This is a genomic window from Micromonospora sp. CPCC 205558 (assembly GCF_036902955.1).
In the GTDB taxonomy this organism is placed as follows: domain Bacteria; phylum Actinomycetota; class Actinomycetes; order Mycobacteriales; family Micromonosporaceae; genus Micromonospora.
On the sequence record NZ_JBAKHR010000006.1, the window covers coordinates 100,104 to 120,580 of the forward strand.

The following is a 20,477-nucleotide window of genomic DNA, read 5'->3' on the forward strand; positions in this document are numbered from 1 at the left end:
CGCGCGGATAACTTCATGATCACCGCGCGTGGGGTGGGGGCGGGGTGGGGTTTGGGGATGGGGTGGGGTGATGGCTGGTGGTTGTGCGGGCGGGCCGGCGCGGGGTGGAGGATGGCGGGATGGGACGGGCAACTGATCGACGTGGCGTACTCCGGATCGACCTGGACGCGGCGACCGGGCGCGGATCGGTCCGCCGACCGGACACGCTCGCCGTGGAGGAGCCGCTGGAGATCCGGGTCGGCGCGGCTGGCCCCGGCCGACGCCAGCCTCTCGCCGTCACCATGCGCACCCCCGGCGACGACCTGGACCTGGCCATCGGGTTCCTGTTGACGGAGGGACTGATCCGGTCGACCGACGACGTGCTGACCGCACAGCTCTGCGCCGGCGCGGAGACACCTAACACGTACAACGTGGTGGACGTGGTGCTCGCGCCCGGCGTACCGGAACCGACCACCGACCCGTCCCGGAACTTCTACACGACCAGCTCCTGCGGGGTCTGCGGCAAGGCCAGCATCGACGCCGTCCGCACCCGGTCGCTCTTCCCGGTCGCGGCGGATCCGCTCAGCGTGCCGGCCACGCTGCTCGCCGAGCTGCCGGACCGGTTGCGCGCCGCCCAGCGCGGCTTCGATCGGACCGGCGGGCTGCACGCGGCCGGCTTGTTCACCCCCGACGGCGAGCTGGTGGTGCTCCGGGAGGACGTGGGCCGGCACAACGCCGTGGACAAGGTGATCGGCTGGGCCGTGCGGGAACGCCGGCTGCCGCTCGCCGGGCACCTGCTGCTGGTCTCTGGACGGGCCAGCTTCGAGCTGACCCAGAAGGCCTGGATGGCGGGGTTGCCGCTGCTGGCCGCGGTGTCCGCCCCGAGCACCCTCGCTGCCGAACTGGCCGACGAGGCGGGGATGACACTCGTCGGCTTCCTGCGCGGGCGGACCATGAACGTCTACACCGGGCCGCACCGGATCACGGTGGAACAGCCAGCCTGACGCGAGCGGCCCGTCAGCGACCGATCTGGTCGATCAGGTCGAACAGGGCCAGCCGTGCGGCGGCGTCGCGGGCGATCAGGAAACCGGCGATGCCGAGGATCCAGCCCAACGCGCTGCCCGCCTTCGTGACGATCCAGGTGTTCAGGCGGGCCAGCACCGGCTCGACCAGCCGCGGGCGGACCACCCTGGCACCCAGCAACAACACCGCCGGCAGCACCATGACCAGGCAGTACCCGGTGAGCAACCCCACCACGCCCGCCGCTGGAACTCCCGAGGTGGTCAACAGACCCACCGCGCCGAGGTACGGGAGCATGGTCGCCACCTCGGCGAGCGCCGCGAGCAGCGCGAGCCCTACCAACCAGCGGGCCGACGAATCCCCGGCGGTGGCCCGGTCCCGCCACCGCAACACACCACCGGTACGGGGACGCCGCTTGCCGTCGTAGCGGAAGCTGAGCGCCAGCATTCCCACGCCCAGGACGAGTTGTGCCCAGAGGACGCCCCGGTTGTCCAGGGCACCGCCCAGCGCGTCGCCCAGCGTGCTGCCGCCCCAGACCAGCAGCAGCCCCACCGCGAGGTAGAACGCCGCGATGGTGGCGAGGTAACCCAGGATCCGCCGGACGTTGACCGGACCGGGCGCGAGCAGCAGCCAGACCGGGATGAAGAGGGTGCCGATGCTGGTGCTGTCGATCAAGGCCAGCCCGGCCAGCGACAGCAGCAACTCGGGGGTCATGTCTTACCAACACGGAGAACGGTCACGAGATCATTCTCTGGCGGTGGTGACCGGGTTGCGTCGGCCGTGGTCAGGAGCGACGCGTACATCCTTCGACGGAGGGCGTTGCCGCCAGGCTGCCGGACGCCTCAGTAATGACGTTGCTCCACTCTGGGCGGTCTGGGATAGCGTGAGGTCGCTAGCGCTACCGCGAGACCTGACCATCGACCTGATGAGAGCGCGAGCATGGATGACCTGACCGGCGCCCGTTGGCGCACGAGCACCCGCAGCAGCTCGAACGGTGGCAACTGCGTCGAGGTGGCCGACAACCTGCCGGGTGTCGTGCTCGTACGCGACACCAAGGACCGGGACGGCGGCACGCTGACGTTCGAGCCGGCCGCCTGGGCGGGCTTCGTCCGGCTGGCGAGGGAGATCGGCCCCGTCGGCTAGGGCTCGCCCAGTCGCCCGTCAGGCCAGGTCGAGGATGCTCCAGTTGGTCGGTAGCACCTTCGCCGCCACCTTGGGCTGCACGGTCGCGTAGTGCGCCTCGTGTGTCAGGGCCGCAATGGCGGCCTGGCCGAACGAGATGTCTCCGTCCACCGCGCGGGCCAGCTTGCCGGTGTCTCGCACGTCATCGGCGTCGAGCGGCAGCAGACGGATCATCGGGGCACTCATCATCAGAGCCAGTAGCGCGGCATCAATCTCGTCAGCCACGCTCGCGAAGGCCGCCGCCAGGCAGGTCGCTGGGACGGCAACCTGCCGGCCCTCGTCGGCGACCTCCAGCATCAACTCCCCCACCGAGGCGTTGCCCTCGATGTAGGCCGTCAAGGCCGACGCGTCGAACACGACCGCGATCTCATCGCTCATTCGGCGCGACCCAACATCCGACGCCCCTCGGCCAGAGCGTCCGCCGGAATGGGCGTCGCCAGGCGCTCCCGCCACCGCGCCCGGCCCGCCTCCGTCACCTCAATGCCGGCTCGCCGCAGCACCTCGTCGAGGTGCGTCCCGCCCATCTGGGCCCGCACCGCTGCGGTGATGGCGGCCGAGACGTTGGGCTGCTGGTCGAGCCACTCCGCGACGTCGTCAGGGAGGCTCACGGAGCGCTTCACGGTCATGCCCTCCAGCGTATCAATTCCGGTAGCACCGTCGGTATTACCGCGTGCACGGCGGGGCGGGTCAACGGCGACCACGTCGGCTCCTCTTACGGGGGCGGATGACCCCGGGCATCCCGACCGACGGCCAGCCGTCCAGCTCGACCGGGGGCACGCCGCGCCGGAGCAGGTCGTCCAGCAGCAGGGCGAGCGAGTAGTCGGGGTGCAGCCTGAGCGTGCGTTCGAGCGCGACCGCCGCCAACGCGCCCTGTCCCGCACGCCAGGCGGCGAATGCCAGCAGCGCACCTGGCGCGGCGGCCACCTCCGGCTCGGCGCGGCGCAGCACGTCGGTCCAGAGCGCGATGTCCCGGTCCCGGCCGTCGGTGCGTTCCCAGGCATGGTCACGGACCGGCAGATGGGTCATCAGCAGGCTCAGCCACGCCACCTCGTCGTCGTCGAGCCGTTCGCCACGCCGCTGCCGGCGCTGGGCCTCGCGGACCGCCGCCACCCCGGCGGCGCGCAGCGCCCGAGCGCCGAGCAGGTCGCTCTCGGGCGCCTGCTCGAGCAGCTCGGCCAGTCTCAGCTCGGCGCGTGCGGTGGCCTCGCGGGCGGCGGCCCGAGCCGGGCCGTCCACCGGTGCCACCTGCGCCACCAGGGCAGCCCGGTCGGGCAGTGCGACCTGACCGGCGAAGACCGCCGAGGCGGTCACCCGGTTGACGGTCGGGTCGTAGCGGCGGCCCTCGGGCGGGCAGCAGTCGGGCTCGGTGCAGAGGTAGGACCACCAGCGGTCGTCGGTGACCCGCAGCGCGTCGAGCACCTGCAGGCCGGTGCCGACCAGCGCGTCGCGCACCGCGTCCACCGCCGGAGTGACCCGTTCGGGTTGCCCGTAACCCACCACGGTGGCCGCCTCCGCGCCCTGCCGACGGATCACACCAGCCAGGTGCTCGGCCAGCCCGCCCGGATCGGTCGGGTCGGGCAGATCGGCGCGGGCGGCAAAGATGATCTGCCGACCGACCAGCGCCACGGCGACCACGCTGTCGGTGGGGTGAAACCCGAGCAGGTACGGCACGGCGGCGATCAGGTCGGCGGGTGAGCGGACGGCGAGCTGAGGGCGTTCGGTCGAGGTCATGTCGGAAGCCTGCGGTGGGGGCACCGAGCCCGGCCACCCCTGTGGACGACACGCGGCTTATCCACAGTTACTTAGCGTGTTTTCCCTGCTCACGCCACACCTACGAGTGCGGAAAGAGCGCCGATGTCGTCGGGGGACACCTGGCTGTCGTAAGGAGCGGTTACCGTGCGCTGATGGACCTGGCGTACCTGCGCGCGCATCCGGCGCACCTCCCGACCTTCCGGACCCATCAGCGGCTCCGGGAGACGCCGGTCGCCGGTGGAAACATCTGCGCCGCCGCCCGGCTCACCCTCGAAGACGGCCACTCCGTCTTCGCCAAGTCATGGCCGGAGAACGCCGACCGACCGGTGCCGGAGGGCTTCTTCGCCGCCGAGGCCGCCGGCCTGCGCTGGCTGCGGGAGGCGGGCGCGGTCGCCGTACCCGAGGTGATCGTGGTGTTGCCGGAGCTGCTGGCGCTCGACTGGGTGGAGCCCGGCGAACCGACGCCGGAGGCCGCGGAGCGCTTCGGCCGGGAGTTGGCCGGGCTGCATCGGGCAGGCGCAACCGCCTTCGGTGCCACCTGGCCCGGGTTCATCGGCTCGCTCCCACAGGACAACACACCCACCGGCGGGCGCTGGTCGACCTGGTTCGCCGAGCGGCGCCTCACCCCCTACCTGCGGCGCTCAGTTGACAGTGGTGCGCTGACCAGCGCCGATGCGGTTCTGGTCGAGCAGGTGACAGGTCGCCTGGACGGGCTCGGCGGCGACGAGCCGCCCGCGCGCATCCATGGCGACCTGTGGCCGGGCAACGTGCTGTGGGGGGCCGACGACCGGGCCTGGCTCGTCGACCCGGCCGCGCACGGTGGGCACCGGGAGACGGATCTCGCCCAGCTCGCCCTCTTCGGTGGCGTCCCCCACCTGGGCCGGGTGCTCGCCGCCTACCAGGAGAGTTGGCCACTGGCGGACGGCTGGCAGGAACGTGTGCCACTGCATCAGCTGCACCTGCTGCTCGTGCACACCGCGCTCTTCGGTGCCAGCTACCGAGATGTGGTCGTCCAGACCTCCCGTGCCGTCCTGGGCCGGGCCGAGCGCGCTACGGTCGACAGGTGAGCGCCGCCCCGGGGACCGACGGCGTCCTCGTCGACCGGTACGGCCGGGTCGCCCGGGACCTGCGCGTGTCCCTCACCGACAAGTGCAACCTGCGCTGCACCTACTGCATGCCGGCGGAGGGGCTGCCCTGGCTGGCCGGCCCTGAGTTGCTGACCGACGAGGAGATCGTCCGGCTGGTCCGGGTGGCTGTCGAGCTGCTCGGCGTGACCGAGGTGCGGTTCACCGGCGGTGAGCCGCTGATCCGACCCGGGCTGGTCGACATCGTGACGGCGGTCGCCGCCCTCGAACCCCGCCCCCGGGTCTCGCTGACCACCAACGGCATCGGCCTGGACCGGCTGGCCCCGGCGCTGCGGGCGGCCGGCCTGGATCGGGTGAACGTCTCCCTGGACACCCTGGATCCGGACCGGTTCACCAGGCTCACCCGCCGCCCCCGCCTCGACGCGGTGCTGGCCGGGCTCGCCGGGGCGGCGGCCGCCGGGCTCAGCCCCGTGAAGATCAATTCAGTGCTGATGCGTGGTGTCAACGAGGACGAGGCTCCGGCGCTGCTCCGCTTCGCCCTCGACCACGACTACCAGCTGCGGATCATCGAGCAGATGCCGCTGGACGCCCAGCACGGTTGGGCCCGCGACACCATGGTCACCGCCGAGGAGATCCTGGCCTCGCTGCGTACCGTCTTCGATCTCAGCCCCGACCCGGCCGAGCGCGGCGCGGCACCAGCGGAAACCTGGCTGGTCGACGGCGGCCCGGCCCGCGTCGGTGTGATCGCGAGCGTCACCCGCCCCTTCTGTGGGGACTGCGACCGCACCCGGTTGACCGCCGACGGCCAGGTCCGCGCCTGCCTCTTCGCCACCGAGGAGTCCGATCTGCGCGCCGCGCTGCGCGCCGGGGCGGACGACGACGAGTTGGCCCGACGCTGGCGTGCCGCGATGTGGGGCAAGCGCGCCGGGCACGGCATCGACGATCCCACCTTCCTCCAGCCGACCCGCCCGATGTCCGCGATCGGAGGCTGAGCGTGCAGGGGCCTTCGCTGACCATCCGCTACTTCGCGGGCGCCCGCGCCGCCGCCGGCCGCGCCGAGGAGGCCGTCCCCGCCGGGCGGTCACTCGACGACCTCACGGCCGAGCTGACCCAGCGCCACGGCGACCGGCTCGCCGGAGTGCTGCGGGTGGCGAGTTTCCTCGTGAACGGCGTCACCTGTCATGATCGTCAGGCACCCCTACCGGCCGGGGCCACGATCGATGTCCTGCCCCCGTTCGCGGGCGGTTGAGGGAGGCGCACACATGATGGCGGTTCTGGGGTTCGTGGCTGTCCTGGCGCTGGTCACCGGTCTCATCCACCTCTACCTGTGGAAGCGGCTCGTTCGGGACACCACCACACCGGGCCGCTGGCGACGGATCGGCGGGGTCGCCGCCCTGGTGCTGGCCCTGCTCGTGCCGGTCACGATGGCCGGGACGCAGGCCGGGCTCTACTGGCTCGCCTGGCCGGGCTACGTGTGGCTCGCGCTGATGTTCTACCTGCTGATCGTGCTTGTCGTGCTGGAAGTCCCGATGCTCGTCACCCGGCTGGTGCAGCGCCGTCGGGTGGTCGCCGCGGAGCCGACCACCGCCGCGCCGGAGCCGGTGCTTGTCGGTGCCGCCGGGCCGACCGAGCCGCCGGCCGCCGGCGCCGTCGCGGCACCGGACCACGACCCGTCCCGTCGGTTGCTGCTGGCCCGTGGGGCGGCCATCTTCGCCGGCCTCACCGCCACTGGCACAGTGGGGTACGGCGTCCGCACGGCGCTCGGCCCGCCGCACCTCGACCGGGTACAGATCCCGCTCGCCAAACTCCCCCGCAGCATGGACGGCCTGCGCATCGCCACCGTCTCCGACATCCACCTCGGCCCGCTGCGTGGCCGGGCACACACCGAGCGGATCGTCGCCGCGATCAACCGGCTCGACGCGGACCTCGTCGCGGTCGTCGGTGACCTGGTCGACGGGTCCGTCGCCGAGCTCGGCTCGGCAGCCGCGCCGCTGCGCGACCTGCGCTCCCGCTACGGCAGCTTCTTCGTCACCGGCAACCACGAGTACTACTCCGGCGTTGAGGAGTGGGTCCAGGAGGTCGACCGGCTCGGTCTGCGGGTGCTGCAGAACCGGCGGCAGGAGATCCAGGCCCGGGGCGGCGTGCTCGACCTGGCCGGCGTGAACGACCTCACCGGGGCGGGCACCGGCCTCGCCGCCGGGCCGGACTTCGCCGCCGCTCTCGGTGACCGCGACCCGAGCCGGCCCGTGATCCTGCTCGCGCACCAACCGCTGGCGGCCAAGGAGGCGGCCCGCTACGGCGTCGACCTGCAACTGTCCGGGCACACCCACGGCGGGCAGATGGTGCCGTTCAACCTGGCCGTCCGGTTGGAGCAGCCGGTGGTCAGCGGGCTCGGTGAGGTCGACGGCACCAAGGTCTACGTGACCAACGGCGCCGGCTTCTGGGGGCCGCCGGTCCGGGTCGGCGCGGAGCCGCAGATCAGTCTGGTCGAGCTGCGCTCGGCATAGCGGATGTCACGTCCGCGCGTGGCGGCGGGTGGCCGGCGCGGCGGGCGTGACAGGATGCGGCGTGCCCCCGTTCAGCGCCGTACCCCCCGGTGGCCTCCCGCCATTCGTCGCGGACCTGCACATCCACTCGAAGTACTCGCGCGCGTGCAGCCGTGACCTCACCCTGCCGAACCTCGCGTGGTGGGCCCGACGTAAGGGCATCGGCCTGCTCGGCACCGGCGACTTCACCCACCCCGCCTGGTACGACCACCTGGTGGAGACGCTGCGCCCGGCCGAGCCGGGTCTCTACCGGCTCGACCCGGAGGCGGAACGGGACATCGCCCGCCGGTTGCCACCCCGACTCGCCGGGACGGCGGAGGCGGACCCGGTCCGGTTCATGCTGAGCGTGGAGATCTCCACCATCTACAAGCGGGACGACCGGACCCGCAAGGTGCACCACCTGATCTACCTGCCGGATCTTGAGGCGGTGGCCCGGTTCAACACCGCGCTCGGCCGGATCGGCAACCTCGGCTCCGACGGCCGGCCGATCCTCGGACTTGACTCCCGCGACCTGCTGGAGATCACCCTGGAAGCCAGCCCCGACGGTTTCCTGGTGCCGGCGCACATCTGGACGCCCTGGTTCTCCGCACTGGGCTCGAAGTCCGGCTTCGACGCAATCGCGGACTGCTACGCCGACCTGGCCGAACACATCTTCGCCGTGGAGACCGGGCTCTCCTCCGACCCTGCGATGAACTGGCGGGTCGGCAGCCTGGACGGCTACCAGCTGGTGTCCAACTCGGACGCGCACTCGCCACCGGCTCTCGGCCGGGAGGCGACGGTGCTGACCGCCGAACGGGACTACTTCGCCGTTCGGGAGGCGCTGCGTACCGGCGACGGCTTGGCCGGCACCATCGAGTTCTTCCCGGAGGAGGGCAAGTACCACGCGGACGGTCACCGGCTGTGTGGGGTCAACTGGTCTCCGGAGCGCACCCGGGCCGCCGACGGGCGCTGCCCCGAGTGCGGCAAACCCCTCACCGTGGGTGTCCTCAGCCGGATCGAGGAGCTGGCCGACCGCCCGGACGGGCACCGGCCGGCGCACGCCCGGGACGTCACCCACCTGGTGCCGCTGGCCGAAATCCTCGGCGAGATCAACAAGGTGGGTGCCCGCTCGAAGAAGGTCGAGGGGCGGTTCAACGAGTTGCTGGCCGCACTCGGCCCCGAGCTGGAGATCCTGACCACGACGCCGCTGAGCGAGATCGCGCAGGCCGGTGGTGAGCTGCTCGCCGAGGGCATCGGGCGACTGCGGCGCGGCGACGTCCGCCGGGTGCCCGGCTACGACGGCGAGTACGGCGTGATCACTCTCTTCGAGCCGGCCGAGCTGGGCGCGCAGGAGACGCTGTTCGACGTACCGGTGCCGGCGCAGCGACGGCCCACCGAGCCGGCTCCCCGGGTCGCGGCCAAGCGTCCCGCGGCGGCGAAGTCGGAGCCGAAGCGTAAGCCGACCCCGACGCCCGCGCCGCCGATCGCGTCGCCGCCGTCTCCGCACGAGCCGTTCGAGCCGATGCTCTCCGGCATGGAGGAGGTCGGCACCGGTCTGCTGGACCGACTGGACGCCATGCAGCGGGTGGCGGCCTCCGCACCCGGCGGCCCGCTGCTCATCGTGGCCGGTCCGGGCACCGGCAAGACCAGGACGCTCACCCACCGGATCGCGTACCTCTGCGCGGAGCTGAACGTCTTTCCCGAGCACTGCCTCGCGATCACGTTCACCCGCCGCGCCGCCGAGGAGCTGCGGCACCGCCTCGACGGCCTGCTCGGCCCGGTCGCCGAGGACGTCACCGTGGGCACGTTCCACGCGCTGGGGTTGATGATCCTCCGGGAGAACGCCGACGCGGCGGGCCTCCCGGCCGACTTCCGGATCGCCGACGACGCCGAGCGGGCGGCGGCCCGCACCGAGGCCGGCGACGACAGCGCCACCTACACGTCGCTGCTGCGCAAGCAGGACCTGGTCGACCTGGACGAGCTGGTGACCCTGCCGGTGGAGCTGCTGCGGGCCGACCGGAAGTTGGTCGAGCGGTACCGGGACCGCTGGCGGTGGATCTTCGTCGACGAGTACCAGGACGTCGACGAGGTGCAGTACGAGCTGCTGCGGCTGCTCAGCCCCGCCGACGGCAACCTCTGCGCGATCGGCGACCCGGACCAGGCGATCTACTCGTTCCGGGGCGCCGACGTCGGCTACTTCCTGCGCTTCTCCGAAGACTTCACCGACGCCCGACTGGTCCGGCTCAACCGCAACTACCGCTCGTCGGCCCCGATCCTGGCCGCCGCCGTGCAGGCCATCGCACCGTCGTCGCTGGTCCGGGGTCGACGACTGGACCCAGCCCGGCTCGACCCGGAGGCCCCGCTGGTCGGGCGCTACCCGGCGGCGTCGGTGGCCGAGGAGGCCGACTTCGTGGTGCGTACCGTCGACGACCTGGTCGGCGGGCTGTCGCACCGGTCGCTGGACTCGGGTCGCATCGACGGCCGGTCCACCTCGCTGTCGTTCTCCGACATCGCCGTGCTGTACCGCACCGACGCGCAGGCCGCCCCGATCGTGGACGCCCTGACCCGGGCCAACATCCCCGTGCAGAAGCGTTCCCACGACCGCCTGCGGGATCGGCCCGGGGTGGCGGCCATCGCCCGCGAGCTGCGGCACGCCGACGGTCTGGCCGGCTCGCTGGCCGCCCGGGTGCGGCTGGCCGGTCAGGTGGTCGCGGAGCGGTTCGCCGTGCCCACCCTGGATGGCGCGGGCAGCGCGGTCCGTCCCGAGGACGTCCGCTCGGCCGTGGACCTGCTGACCCCGCTGGCCCGACGCTGCGGCGACGACCTGGAGACCTTCCTGTCGCAGTTGGCCACCGGCGCCGAGGTGGACGCGCTCGACCCGCGTGCCGAGGCGGTCACGCTGCTCACCCTGCACGCCGCGAAGGGCCTGGAGTTTCCGGTGGTCTTCCTGGTCGGCGTCGAGGACGGGCTGCTGCCGCTGCGCTGGCCGGGCTCGACGCCGGACGAGGACGCCGTCGCGGAGGAGCGCCGGCTCTTCTTCGTCGGCCTGACCCGGGCCCAGGACCGGCTGTACGTCAGTCACGCCGCCCGCCGCACCCGCCACGGCAGCGAGCGCGACTGCGCCCCCTCGCCGTTCCTCGCCACCATCGACCCCGGCCTGTTCGAACGCTTCGGCGAAACGGAACCCCGCCGCCCCAAGGACCGCCAACTCCGCCTGATCTGACCCACCCCGCGCGCACCCTCGTCGATCTTGCACTTTTGGTCGCCGCTCTGCGCGGAATGCACCTTTTGTCGCCGCAGAAACCGCAAGATCGGCGGAGCTGGGGGTGGGGTGGGGTGGGGTGGGGTGGGGTGGGGTGGGTGGGGTGGGGTGGGTGGGGTGGGGGGGTCAGGTCAGGAGGACGGCGAGCCAGGCTCCCAGCAGCAGGGCCGGGCCGAGCGGCAGAAGGGTGTGCCGACGGACCCGCCGTGCGGCAAGGAGACCGAGCGCCAGACCGCCGTGCAGCACGTGCGGCAGGAGTAGCCCGGTGAGCAGGGCATCCCGGCCCAACCAGCCGAGCGGTAGGCCGAGGACGGCGGCGAGTTTCACGTCCCCGAAGCCCAGTCGTGAGCCGGGCAACAGGGCCAGCAGCACGTGCGCCGCGACCGCGACAGTCGCACCGCCCAGCGCGCCGAGCAGCCGGCCGGGAGTGCCGGCCAGCAGCGCCGCGGCGGTCAGACCACCAAGGGCCAGCATCCCCGCGACGAGGACCAACGGGTCGGGCAGCCGCAGGCAGGCCAGGTCGACCCGCGCCAGCACCAGACCGACCGTCGCGACCGCCAGGAAGACCGGCAGCGCCGGATTGTCACCCACGGCGACGGCAAGGCCGACAAAGACGATGGCCGCCACCATCGGGTCGACCCAGGGCCGCCGGACCGGCTGCGACCCCGGGAACGCCCGTGAGTGGGCGTCCGCCGTGGCGAAGCGCCGCGACACCGGGGGTACGACGAGGCCCACCAACGTGCCGAGTAGCGCGATCGACACCAGCGCGACGGCCGACATGGGCCGGACGTTACTGGCGCTCGCGCACCCGCGTGGTCCCCGATCGTGATCCCGCGCCCGCCCGACCCGGCCGTTCGGTGGTCACCACCAGGGCGACCCCGGCGACGATGACGGCACCGCCGAGCAGCACCTGCGGGGTGACCTGCTCGGCCACCAGCAGCGCGCCGAGCCCCACCGCGACTGCCGGGTTCACGTAGGCGTACGTCGACACCAGCGAGATCGGCGCGTTGTGCAGCAGCCAGACGTACGCGGTGAAGGCCACCAGTGAGCCGGCCACCATGAGGTAGCCCAGCGCCAACCAGGATCGGGTGCTGACCGCCGCCGGGTGGAAGTCGGCCAGTTCACCCCGACCGGCGGCGACGACCGCCAGCACCAGCGCGCCGGCCATCATCTCGTACACCGTGGCCACGAAGGGGTCGGCGGGCATCCGAATCCGTCCGGACAGGAACGACCCGACCGACCAGGAGGAGGCCGCCGCCACCACGGTCAGCGCCCCGAGCAGCGGCACCGCTGACGAACTACCGCCCGGCAGCACCAGCAGGACGAGGCCGACGAAGCCCAGGGTGACCCCGGCGAACGTCCAGAGCGGCGGCCGGTCCCCGGTGGCCGAGCGCAACAGCACCACCAGCAGCGGCACCGTGGCCACCAGCAGCGCGGCGATCCCGGACGGCACCGCCACACCCGGCGGCCCCGATTCGGCGAGCACCACCAGGCCGTTGCCGGCGGCGAGCAGGAGCACCCCGACCAACGCGGCGGAGCCGAGTTGCCGTCGGTCCACCCGCAGCGCGCCGGGGCCTCGACGCAGTCGCAGCACCACCGCCAGGATCAGGCTGGCCACGGCGAAACGCAGGGCGGCCGACAGCAGCGGAGGCAACGTCTCCACGGCGATCCGGATGGCCAGATAGGTCGACCCCCAGAGCAGGTAGACCACGATCAACGCGGTCCAGATCAGGGCTGGCGTGGTGGTGGCGCGACGGCCGGCGAGGGCCGTGGTGCTCGGTGCAGGTGAGCTCATCAGTGGGCCACGCTACGGTGACCTCGGAGTCCGCGTCGCGCTTTGGTGGCCGGCCTCTCACCACTCGTGCAGGAGGGCGGCATGACGAACTACGGACAGCCGGGGGGCGGCCACCCGGGGCCGTGGCGTGGCCAGAGACCCGATGAGACACCGGGCCACCCGGTGCAGCAGCCCTACCCGCCCGCGCCGGAGTCCTATCCGCCGGCGGTTCCGTCGTACCCGCCCCCGCCGCAGGGACGGCCCGGGCCGTACGGCGACCCACCCACTGCTGGCTACGGAGGCGGTACGGGGACGCCCTACGGTGCCGCGCCCGGCACGCCCTACGGCGGCTCGTACCAGCCGACCCCGACATACGGCGGGCAGCCGCCCTACCAGCCTGACGACCCGTACGGCGGGCAGCCGCCGTACCGGCCCGACGACCCGTACGGCGAGGATCCGGCCCCGGGTCGGCGCGGTCGGGGGCCGCTGATCGCGGTACTGGCCGTCGTCCTGCTGGTGGCCGTCGCTGGCGCGTTCTGGTTCCGCAGCGGGCAGAGCGACACGCCACCGGCAGCCGCGCCGAGCAGTTCGGCGGTTGCCGGTGAGCCCAGCGCAGATGTGGCCGAGCCCCCGCCGAGCGCGGCCGCCCCGGAGTCGTCGGCCGATCCCCGGTTCGCGAAGGTCGGCCAGTGTGTCCGCAACGAGGGCGCCGCTGGCGGCAAGCCCAAGCTGCTGATCAGCGGCTGTGCCGCGAAGTCGTACGAGGTGCTGAGCCGGATCGACGGCCCGACCAGCGGCGAGCGGGACGCCAAGGCCAAGTGCGACAAGGTCGAGGGCTATACCGACTGGTACCTCTTCGACAGTGCGCTGGACTCTCTCGACTTCGTCCTCTGCCTCAAGAAACGCTGAGACCACCCACCCCCGGGGATGACATGACGACCTACGGACCTGCGGGTTCCGATCAACCGGACGACCCGTACCAGCGCCCGCCCGGCGGCCCTGACAGCTCACCACCGGCCGATCCGACAGTGCCCCAGTGGAGCGCCCCGCCACCCGGGGACGACCCGACCCGGCAGCAGTGGGGTCCCCCGCCGGTCGGCGCGGAGCCACCGACGGCACCCATGTGGGCGCCGCCGCCCAGCGACCCGGAGCCGCCGACCACGCCGATGTGGGCGCCGCCGCCGACCTCCGGCCCGGGATACCCACCGCCCGGGCCGTTCCCACCGCCCGGGCCGTTCCCGCCGGCCGGGCCGTTCCCGCCGGCCGGGCCGTTCCCGCCGGCCGGCCCGACGCCCGGTCAGCCGGCCGGGCCGATACCGGGTCAGCCTCCCGCGCCGTGGGCTCAGGAGCCTGCCGGCGGGTACGGGATGCCGCCCGCCGCGCCGACGAAGAGCGGCCGCAACGTCGCTCTCATCATCGCGGCGGTGGTGTTGCTCGTGCTGTGTCCGTGCCTCGGCCTGGCCGGTTGGGCGATCTGGAAGGTGGCCGACGCTGGCAGCGACGTGGCGCGGACCCCGTCGACGAGCGCTCCGGTCGTTCCACCAGCGCTGCCCAGTGACGCGCCACCGTCGGCCGTGCCGACGCTCGACGAGGAGTTCGCGCGGGGCGACTGCGTGGTGAACGACGGCAGTGAGGACGACGCGCAGCTCCGCAAGGTGCCGTGCGGCCCGAACACCTATCAGGTGTTGCTGCGCATTCCGGCTACCACCGACGGCGACCGGTGCGAGACGCTCGCGCCGCAGGCGACCGCGAACTACGTGCACGACAACTCGGTGGACCTGTTCGACTACGTGCTCTGTCTGAAGAAGCGGTAGCCCGATCGGGAGGGTCGATCGCCCCCGATTGGCAAAACTAGGGCTGTCTAGCGTGGAGGCTAGACAGCACTAGTTTGTTGTCGACGGTTCCGACACGCCGGTAGCTCCATCTATCCATGTCTAGCCCCGCAGCTAGACGGCCCGATAATCTGCGATGCGTGGATCCGGTCCGCAACCCGTACGCGCCGGGCGCCGGCCAGCGTCCGCCCGAACTCGCTGGGCGGGGGCGGGAGCTGGACGTCTTCGACATCGTGCTCGAGCGCATCGCCAGAGGCCGACCCGAGCGCAGCCTGATGCTCACCGGCCTGCGTGGCGTCGGCAAGACGGTCCTGCTCAACACCCTCCGATCGCAGGCGATCAACCGGCTCTGGGGCAGCGGCAAGATCGAGGCTCGACCGGACCAGTCGTTGCGCCGGCCGGTCGCCGCCGCGCTGCACATGGCGGTCCGGGAGTTGGCCCCCCGGCACCGGGCACCGGACCGGATCGACGCGTTCCTCGGCGTCCTCAAGGCGTTCGCCCAGCGGTCCACCCCGACCGGCCGGGCCGGTGCCGCCACCAAGCTGCGCGACCGGTGGCAGCCCGGCATCGACGTACCGGCCGCCAGTGGTCGGGCCGACTCCGGCGACATCGAGATCGACCTGGTCGAGCTGTTCAGTGACGCCGCCGCCGTGGCCAGCGACGTCGGCACCGGCATCGCCATCTTCATCGACGAAATGCAGGATCTCGGCCCGGAGGACGTGTCGGCGCTCTGCGCCGCCTGCCACGAGCTGTCCCAGCTCGGCGCGCCGCTGATCGTCGTCGGCGCCGGCCTTCCACACCTGCCGGCCGTGCTCAGTGCCGCCAAGTCGTACTCGGAACGGTTGTTCCGCTATCAACGCATCGACCGGCTCGACCGGATCGCCGCCGACCGGGCGCTCTGCGCGCCCGCCGAGCGCGAGGAGGTCGAATACGAACAGAAGGCCCTCGACCTGCTCTACGAGAAGTCCGGCGGCTACCCCTACTTCGTCCAGGCGTACGGCAAGGCGACCTGGGATCATGCGCCGCGATCGCCGATCACCGCCGCCGATGTGCGGGTCGCCGCGCCCGAGGCGGAGGCCGAGTTGGCGGTCGGGTTCTTCGGGTCCCGCTTCGAACGGGCCACTCCCGCCGAACGCGAGTACATGCGGGCGATGGCCACGATGTCCGCGGTGGAGGGCGAGCCCGGCGCGGTGGTCCGCGACGACATGGACGCGGCCGTGCCCACCGCGGAGATTGCCCGAGCCCTCGGCCGCAAACCGGCCAGCCTCTCCCCAGCCCGGGACGCGCTGATCAAGAAAGGGCTGATCTACTCCGGTGAGCGGGGCACTGTCGCCTTCACGGTCCCGCACTTCGGCCGGTATCTGCGGACGCAGCCGGCCTGACCGCCACCCACCGCGTCGTCCCGGTCAGACCTTCGACCAGGGCGCCGGAAAGAGCACCTCACCGCGAGGCGGGGTGCCTTCCTCGCTGGTGGACGGCGGCAGCACCAGCGCCTGCCACGGCTCACCGAGGCCCGCCCACGGGCCGGTCAGGCCCAGCTCACTCGCCGGGCCGAACCCGAACCGGCGGTAGAAGGCCGGGGCGCCGAGAACGACGACGAGCCGCTCACCCAACTCGGTGGCGGCGTCCAGGGCGGCCTGCACGACCGCCGTGCCGTGGCCGACACGCTGCCGGTGCGGCGCGACGGCGACCGGGCCGAGTGCCAGCGCAGGCACGTCGGAGCCGCGATCCGGCCGCAGCCGCACCCGGGTGAGCAACGCGTAACCGACCACCTCACCGCCGTACTCGGCGACCATGGCCAACTCCGACAACCAGACGGTGGTGCCGCGCAGCTCGTCGACCAGGCTGACCTCCGGCGGCGTCACCACGTCCGGGCGGGCGAAGGCCGCGGCCAGCACGCGGCGGACCGAGCCGGCGTCGGCCGGATCCTCGGGGCGTAGCCGCAGCGTGGTCACCCGCGCGACGTTACCTGCCAGCGCCCGTCCATCCGTGACGGTCGCTCGATTCGGCGTGGCGCACGTGTACGAACACCAATCCGATCCTGCGGTTGCCCGGGTAGCAAACGCCGCGACGGGGTATGACTGATCCATGACGCCCGTACGCTCCCTCGCCCGCGCCATGCTGAGCGGCATCTTCGTGGTCAGCGGGTATCGCAACTTCCGTGCTCCCGGCCGGCTGGCGGTCGCCGCCAAACCGGTGACCGACAAGGTCGCACCGATGCTGAAGAAGGCACACCCGAGCTTCCCCACCGAGACCGAGACGTTGATCCGACTCAACGCGGTCGCGCAGGTCAGCGCCGGGTTGATGTTGGCCACCGGCCGGTTCAGCCGACCCGCGGCGCTGGTCCTCGCCGGCACGCTGGTGCCGGTGACCATCGCCGGGCATCCCTTCTGGAAGAACGACGACCCGATCGCCAAGAACAACAACCAGGTCCACGCCCTGAAGAACCTCGGGCTCCTCGGCGGTCTGCTGCTCGCCGCGGCGGACACCGGCGGCAAGCCGGGTCTGCGGTGGCGGACGGGCCATCGCATCGGCCACTCTCGACGTTCCGTGCAACGTGCCGTCCGGACCGCCCGACGCGAGGCCCGGATCGCCGTCCGCTCCGCGTCCACCGCACGTCGGCTCCCCGGCTGACCTGCGTCGATCCGTCTCCGCCCCACGCCCACCCCCCGCTAAGGGCACGAATTACCTGAACCACCCGCTAGGCGTTAACGCGGTGGAAATGTCAAAAACATGTGTGGGATCGGACACGGTCGCATAACGCGGGAGGCACTGACGTGAGGCGCCGTTCTAGGCTCCGTGCAGGACCTGGACGGATAGGACGACCTTGGTACGGGGGTGGCCACGCCATGCCGACGGCTGTCGGTAGACGGGCGGACCGCCTCGCCCCAATCCAACGTGTGACGCGCGGGATCGACCGTGTGACGCGCGGGATCGATCGCAGGAACGTCGTACGGGTTGCCATCGTGGCTGCCGTCGCCTATGCCGCATGGCTCGCCATCGGCACCTTCGGGCGACCGTACAACTTCTTCGATATGAAGATCTACCACGGTGCCGTGGTGTGGTGGGCGAGCGGTCACGAGCTCTACGAGTTCATCGCGCCCGAAACCACGCTCGGGTTCACCTACCCACCCTTCGCGGGGCTGGTCATGCTGCCGATGGCGCAGCTGCCGATCGGTGCGGCCGGCCTGGTCAACGCCGCCGCCAGCATCGCCGCGTTGGCGCTGGTGCTGGCCGGGCTGCTCCGACCCATCGTGGACCGACTGGGTTGGCCACTGTGGTTCACGGTGGCCGTGGCCGTGCCGCTCGCGGTCGCCATCGAGCCAGGTCGGGAGACGCTCGGCTACGGCCAGGTCAACATCCTGCTGTTCGCCTTGATCATGGCCGACCTGATCGGCCTCCGCTGGCGGTCCCGCCGGGGCACCCACTACGCCGCCACCGACGGCCCACTGCTGCGCTTCATCTACGGCGGGGCCTGGGCCGGGGCCGGTATCGGCCTCGCCACCGCGGTCAAGCTCACCCCCGCGCTGTTCATCGCCTACCTGTTGATCACCCGTCAGTGGCGGGTGGCGGCCACCGCCATCGGCACCACGATCGGTGTGACGGTGGGAAGCTTCGCGATCGTCGGTGACGAGTCGCGGACCTACTTCGGCAGCGTGCTGTGGCAGACCGAACGGGTCGGCGCGGCGGACATGACGCCCAACCAGTCCCTCGCCGGTCTGCTCGCCCGGCTGTACGACTCGATCGAGACCCCAGGGCTGCTGTGGCTCGCCTTCTCGGTGCTGGTCCTGGCGCTGGGCCTGTCCCGAGCGGCCAGTTCCCGCGCCGACGGTGACGAGTTGACCGCCTTCACGCTGGTGGGTCTCACCGCGAACGTGATCAGCCCGATCTCCTGGACGCACCACCTGGTCTGGGTGATCCCGGCGATCATCGTGCTGGCCGACGCGGCTGTGCGTCGCCGCGAGGCGAGCCGGGGGATACCGCAGCGCACCGGCCAGGGGCAGGCCTTCGGCGGGCTACCCGGAGTCAACGGGCTCCGCCCGCCGATCTGGTACCCGACGCTGACCGGGCTCCGCCACGGCGTCGCCGCGATCGGGCTCTACCTGCTCTTCCTGATCTCTCCGATCTGGCCGTACGAACACCAACTGCCGGAGATGTCGCACTACCAGGACGGCCTGTTCGGCGCACTGATGGAAAACTCGCTCGCGCTCGCGCTGATCGTGCTGGTCGCCGCGCTGCCCTGGCGACCAGGTGCGGAGCCGGCGTTCTACGGCGATCGGCTCTCCAGGGCCGCGGTGGTCAACGGCCACCGTTGAGGGGCCAGGGCACGTCGACCCGTCAGGGGCAGTTGACCCACTCCTCGGTGCCGTCGGTGAAGACCTGCCGCTTCCAGATCGGCAGTCGCGCCTTGACCTCGTCGACCAGCCGGGCGCAGGCCGCGAAGGCCGCCGCACGGTGCGCGGTGCTCACCGCGGCGACCAACGCCACGTCACCGATCGCCAAGGGGCCGACCCGGTGCGAGACAGCCACCGCGTAGACGTCGGGCTCCGCCGCGATCTCGGCGGCCACCTCGCGCAGCACCTGCGCGGCGCTCGGGTGCCCCTCGTACTCCAGGCTCGTGACCTGGCGGCCGTGGTCGTGGTCGCGGACCACACCCTGGAAGGACACCACGGCGCCGGCCCGGCGGTCGGCGACCGCCGCCTCGTGGGTGGCGAGGTCGAGTGGCTGGTCGGTGACCTCGCCGAAGGTGATCGCTGGTGCGGTCACGATGCACGCTCCCCGGGAAACAACGGCAGTGGCACGATCGGCACCCGGTCGCCCGGCTCGCCGCTGGTGCCGGGTCGGATGACGGCGAACCCGTCCGCGCCGGCCAGGCCCCGCAGCATCGCCGAGCCGACGTGGCGGACCGGGGACGCGACGCCGGCGGCCCGGTCCAGTCGGACCAGCGCCAGGTGGGTGTGGTCACCGCGACCGGGAACCGGCTCGGCCAACGTGGCCTGCGGCAGCACCGGCATCGACCGGCCCTGGAGGCCGGCGAGCAGCGGGGCGACCAACGACACCAGCGCGACGATGGCGGACTGCGGGTTGCCCGGCAGCCCGGCCACGAACCGGGCTCGCCCGTCGGGGCCGGTCAGCCGGGCCAGCAGCATCGGGAAGCCAGGCCGGACCGCCACCGTGTTGACCACGTAGTCGGCGCCCAGCGCCTCCAGCGTCGGGTGCAGGTGGTCGACCGGGCCGTTCATCGTGCCACCGGTGGTGCAGACCAGGTCGGTGTTGCTCAGCGCCGAGCGCAGGGCCGCCACGTGCGCGGGCAGCGTGTCGGCCACCGGGCCGACCACGTCGGATGGGCGGACCTGGCAGCCGTACCGCCGCAGCCACGCCGGCACCGCCGGGCCCAGCGCGTCACGGACGCGACCGGCCGCGGGCGGGCCCGCCGTCAGCAGTTCGTCGCCGAAGACCAGCAGCGCGGCACGCGGCGCCCGCCGAACCCGCAGCGTGTCGTGCCCACAGGCGGCCGCCAGGCCGATCACCGCCGGGTCGACCGGCGTGCCGGCCGGCAACAACTCCTCGTCGGCGTACGCCTCCTCGCCGGGCTTCCGCCACTCGGGTGTCTCCCGGGGAACGCCGCTCACCAGGCCGTCGGCGCTCGTCGACTCTTCCACGCGCAGCACGGCGGTGGCCCCGTCGGGCACCATCGCACCGGTCGCGATCTCCACGGTCGTGTCGTCCTCGGTGAGCGGCGCGGGGGTGCTGCCGGCCAGGACCCGGCCGACGACGCGCCACGGCCCACGGCCGCGCACCGCCCAGCCATCGACGCTGGAGGTCGGGAACGCCGGCAGGTCGGTGCGGGTCGTCAACGGCTCGGCCAGGGTCGACCCGTCAGTGTCGACAAGTGGTCGGGCGACGGCGGGCAGCGCGGCGGCCAGACCGACCGCGTAGACCCGCGAACGCGCTTCCTCCCACTCGGCTGGCGGGGGTGCGGTGACCCGATCCGCTGTGGGTGCGGTTTCCGTGCTCACCGACCGAGCCTATCGGCACGGACCGACAGCCGCCCGGGCCTGGCGT

General features: G+C 72.5%; 20 protein-coding genes and 1 pseudogene. 12 read left to right on the plus strand and 9 right to left on the minus strand.

Annotation, left to right across the window (positions count from 1 at the left end; genetic code table 11):
- Positions 1 to 119: 119 nt before the first annotated feature.
- Positions 120 to 983, plus strand: coding sequence for a formate dehydrogenase accessory sulfurtransferase FdhD (gene fdhD / locus V6U86_RS07820; RefSeq protein ID WP_334500177.1), 864 nt, complete (start codon positions 120 to 122; stop codon positions 981 to 983).
- Between the two features lie 13 nt (positions 984 to 996).
- On the opposite strand, the gene V6U86_RS07825 is transcribed toward fdhD, so the two are convergent.
- Positions 997 to 1,713, minus strand: coding sequence for a GAP family protein (locus V6U86_RS07825; RefSeq protein WP_334500179.1), 717 nt, complete (start codon positions 1,711 to 1,713; stop codon positions 997 to 999).
- A gap of 225 nt (positions 1,714 to 1,938) precedes the next feature.
- Here V6U86_RS07825 and V6U86_RS07835 point away from each other — a divergent pair, with 225 nt between their 5' ends.
- Positions 1,939 to 2,142, plus strand: a complete 204-nt coding sequence (locus V6U86_RS07835) for a DUF397 domain-containing protein (protein WP_334500182.1) — start codon at positions 1,939 to 1,941, stop codon at positions 2,140 to 2,142.
- Positions 2,143 to 2,160: 18 nt separating this feature from the next.
- Here the strand turns inward: V6U86_RS07835 and V6U86_RS07840 are convergent, their stop codons facing one another.
- The 3 genes from V6U86_RS07840 to V6U86_RS07850 all read right to left on the minus strand — a co-directional run bounded on the left by V6U86_RS07840 (position 2,161) and on the right by V6U86_RS07850 (position 3,912).
- Entirely contained in the window at positions 2,161 to 2,559 is a 399-nt protein-coding gene (locus V6U86_RS07840; RefSeq protein WP_334500184.1) for a hypothetical protein, read from the minus strand.
- Positions 2,556 to 2,807, minus strand: coding sequence for a hypothetical protein (locus tag V6U86_RS07845; protein ID WP_334500186.1), 252 nt, complete (start codon positions 2,805 to 2,807; stop codon positions 2,556 to 2,558). Before V6U86_RS07845 ends, V6U86_RS07840 begins: the two co-directional genes overlap by 4 nt.
- Positions 2,808 to 2,868: 61 nt before the next feature.
- A complete protein-coding gene (locus tag V6U86_RS07850) occupies positions 2,869 to 3,912 on the minus strand; it encodes a DUF4192 domain-containing protein (RefSeq protein ID WP_334500188.1) in 1,044 nt (347 codons plus the stop codon).
- 173 nt (positions 3,913 to 4,085) lie between these two features.
- On the opposite strand from V6U86_RS07850, the gene V6U86_RS07855 reads away from it, so the two are divergent.
- The 5 genes from V6U86_RS07855 (at position 4,086) to V6U86_RS07875 (ending at position 10,766) form a co-directional block, all read left to right on the plus strand.
- Positions 4,086 to 5,000: a fructosamine kinase family protein gene (locus V6U86_RS07855; RefSeq protein WP_334500190.1), complete on the plus strand. Its 915-nt coding sequence runs from the start codon at positions 4,086 to 4,088 to the stop codon at positions 4,998 to 5,000.
- Positions 4,997 to 6,010: a GTP 3',8-cyclase MoaA gene (moaA, locus tag V6U86_RS07860; protein ID WP_334500192.1), complete on the plus strand. Its 1,014-nt coding sequence runs from the start codon at positions 4,997 to 4,999 to the stop codon at positions 6,008 to 6,010. The genes V6U86_RS07855 and moaA overlap by 4 nt, the downstream gene beginning before the upstream one ends.
- Positions 6,011 to 6,012: 2 nt before the next feature.
- A complete protein-coding gene (locus V6U86_RS07865; protein ID WP_334500194.1) occupies positions 6,013 to 6,267 on the plus strand; it encodes a MoaD/ThiS family protein in 255 nt (84 codons plus the stop codon).
- A 13-nt stretch (positions 6,268 to 6,280) separates the two neighbouring features.
- Positions 6,281 to 7,525 (plus strand): metallophosphoesterase, encoded by a 1,245-nt coding sequence (locus V6U86_RS07870; RefSeq protein WP_334500197.1) that lies wholly within the window; start codon positions 6,281 to 6,283, stop codon positions 7,523 to 7,525.
- Positions 7,526 to 7,586: 61 nt separating this feature from the next.
- A complete protein-coding gene (locus V6U86_RS07875; RefSeq protein WP_334500199.1) occupies positions 7,587 to 10,766 on the plus strand; it encodes a UvrD-helicase domain-containing protein in 3,180 nt (1,059 codons plus the stop codon).
- Positions 10,767 to 10,931: 165 nt separating this feature from the next.
- Here the strand turns inward: V6U86_RS07875 and V6U86_RS07880 are convergent, their stop codons facing one another.
- Both V6U86_RS07880 and V6U86_RS07885 read right to left on the minus strand, forming a co-directional pair.
- Positions 10,932 to 11,585: a prepilin peptidase gene (locus V6U86_RS07880; RefSeq protein WP_334500201.1), complete on the minus strand. Its 654-nt coding sequence runs from the start codon at positions 11,583 to 11,585 to the stop codon at positions 10,932 to 10,934.
- Between the two features lie 10 nt (positions 11,586 to 11,595).
- Positions 11,596 to 12,600, minus strand: coding sequence for an EamA family transporter (locus V6U86_RS07885; RefSeq protein WP_334500203.1), 1,005 nt, complete (start codon positions 12,598 to 12,600; stop codon positions 11,596 to 11,598).
- A gap of 399 nt (positions 12,601 to 12,999) precedes the next feature.
- Here V6U86_RS07885 and V6U86_RS07890 point away from each other — a divergent pair.
- From V6U86_RS07890 to V6U86_RS07900, 3 genes and pseudogenes are all read left to right on the plus strand, one after another.
- Positions 13,000 to 13,488: pseudogene (locus tag V6U86_RS07890) on the plus strand (LppU/SCO3897 family protein); the annotation flags it as partial.
- Between the two features lie 458 nt (positions 13,489 to 13,946).
- Positions 13,947 to 14,393: an LppU/SCO3897 family protein gene (locus V6U86_RS07895; protein WP_334500808.1), complete on the plus strand. Its 447-nt coding sequence runs from the start codon at positions 13,947 to 13,949 to the stop codon at positions 14,391 to 14,393.
- 158 nt (positions 14,394 to 14,551) lie between these two features.
- Positions 14,552 to 15,793, plus strand: a complete 1,242-nt coding sequence (locus tag V6U86_RS07900) for an ATP-binding protein (protein ID WP_334500205.1) — start codon at positions 14,552 to 14,554, stop codon at positions 15,791 to 15,793.
- Between the two features lie 24 nt (positions 15,794 to 15,817).
- Here V6U86_RS07900 and V6U86_RS07905 read toward each other — a convergent pair whose 3' ends face one another.
- On the minus strand, positions 15,818 to 16,366 hold the full coding sequence (locus V6U86_RS07905) for a GNAT family N-acetyltransferase (RefSeq protein ID WP_334500208.1): 549 nt from the start codon (positions 16,364 to 16,366) through the stop codon (positions 15,818 to 15,820).
- Between the two features lie 133 nt (positions 16,367 to 16,499).
- Here V6U86_RS07905 and V6U86_RS07910 point away from each other — a divergent pair, with 133 nt between their 5' ends.
- Together V6U86_RS07910 and V6U86_RS07915 are read left to right on the plus strand one after the other, a co-directional pair.
- Complete coding sequence (locus V6U86_RS07910) at positions 16,500 to 17,045, plus strand: DoxX family protein (RefSeq protein WP_334500210.1); 546 nt, start codon at positions 16,500 to 16,502, stop codon at positions 17,043 to 17,045.
- 215 nt (positions 17,046 to 17,260) lie between these two features.
- Complete coding sequence (locus V6U86_RS07915; RefSeq protein ID WP_334500212.1) at positions 17,261 to 18,727, plus strand: glycosyltransferase 87 family protein; 1,467 nt, start codon at positions 17,261 to 17,263, stop codon at positions 18,725 to 18,727.
- A gap of 22 nt (positions 18,728 to 18,749) precedes the next feature.
- Here the strand turns inward: V6U86_RS07915 and V6U86_RS07920 are convergent, their stop codons facing one another.
- Both V6U86_RS07920 and V6U86_RS07925 read right to left on the minus strand, forming a co-directional pair.
- Positions 18,750 to 19,178: a molybdenum cofactor biosynthesis protein MoaE gene (locus V6U86_RS07920; RefSeq protein WP_130405760.1), complete on the minus strand. Its 429-nt coding sequence runs from the start codon at positions 19,176 to 19,178 to the stop codon at positions 18,750 to 18,752.
- On the minus strand, positions 19,175 to 20,431 hold the full coding sequence (locus tag V6U86_RS07925) for a molybdopterin molybdotransferase MoeA (protein WP_334500216.1): 1,257 nt from the start codon (positions 20,429 to 20,431) through the stop codon (positions 19,175 to 19,177). Before V6U86_RS07925 ends, V6U86_RS07920 begins: the two co-directional genes overlap by 4 nt.
- Between the last annotated feature and the right edge of the window lie 46 nt (positions 20,432 to 20,477).

Bases quoted from the DNA above. Each gene is read 5' to 3' on its own strand.
- fdhD (WP_334500177.1), top strand. From the start codon at position 120: ATGGGACGGGCAACTGATCGACGTGGCGTACTCCGGATCGACCTGGAC.
- V6U86_RS07825 (WP_334500179.1), bottom strand. From the start codon at position 1,713: ATGACCCCCGAGTTGCTGCTGTCGCTGGCCGGGCTGGCCTTGATCGAC.
- V6U86_RS07835 (WP_334500182.1), top strand. From the start codon at position 1,939: ATGGATGACCTGACCGGCGCCCGTTGGCGCACGAGCACCCGCAGCAGC.
- V6U86_RS07840 (WP_334500184.1), bottom strand. From the start codon at position 2,559: ATGAGCGATGAGATCGCGGTCGTGTTCGACGCGTCGGCCTTGACGGCC.
- V6U86_RS07845 (WP_334500186.1), bottom strand. From the start codon at position 2,807: ATGACCGTGAAGCGCTCCGTGAGCCTCCCTGACGACGTCGCGGAGTGG.
- V6U86_RS07850 (WP_334500188.1), bottom strand. From the start codon at position 3,912: ATGACCTCGACCGAACGCCCTCAGCTCGCCGTCCGCTCACCCGCCGAC.
- V6U86_RS07855 (WP_334500190.1), top strand. From the start codon at position 4,086: ATGGACCTGGCGTACCTGCGCGCGCATCCGGCGCACCTCCCGACCTTC.
- V6U86_RS07870 (WP_334500197.1), top strand. From the start codon at position 6,281: ATGATGGCGGTTCTGGGGTTCGTGGCTGTCCTGGCGCTGGTCACCGGT.
- V6U86_RS07880 (WP_334500201.1), bottom strand. From the start codon at position 11,585: ATGTCGGCCGTCGCGCTGGTGTCGATCGCGCTACTCGGCACGTTGGTG.
- V6U86_RS07885 (WP_334500203.1), bottom strand. From the start codon at position 12,600: ATGAGCTCACCTGCACCGAGCACCACGGCCCTCGCCGGCCGTCGCGCC.
- V6U86_RS07895 (WP_334500808.1), top strand. From the start codon at position 13,947: ATGCCGCCCGCCGCGCCGACGAAGAGCGGCCGCAACGTCGCTCTCATC.
- V6U86_RS07910 (WP_334500210.1), top strand. From the start codon at position 16,500: ATGACGCCCGTACGCTCCCTCGCCCGCGCCATGCTGAGCGGCATCTTC.
- V6U86_RS07915 (WP_334500212.1), top strand. From the start codon at position 17,261: ATGCCGACGGCTGTCGGTAGACGGGCGGACCGCCTCGCCCCAATCCAA.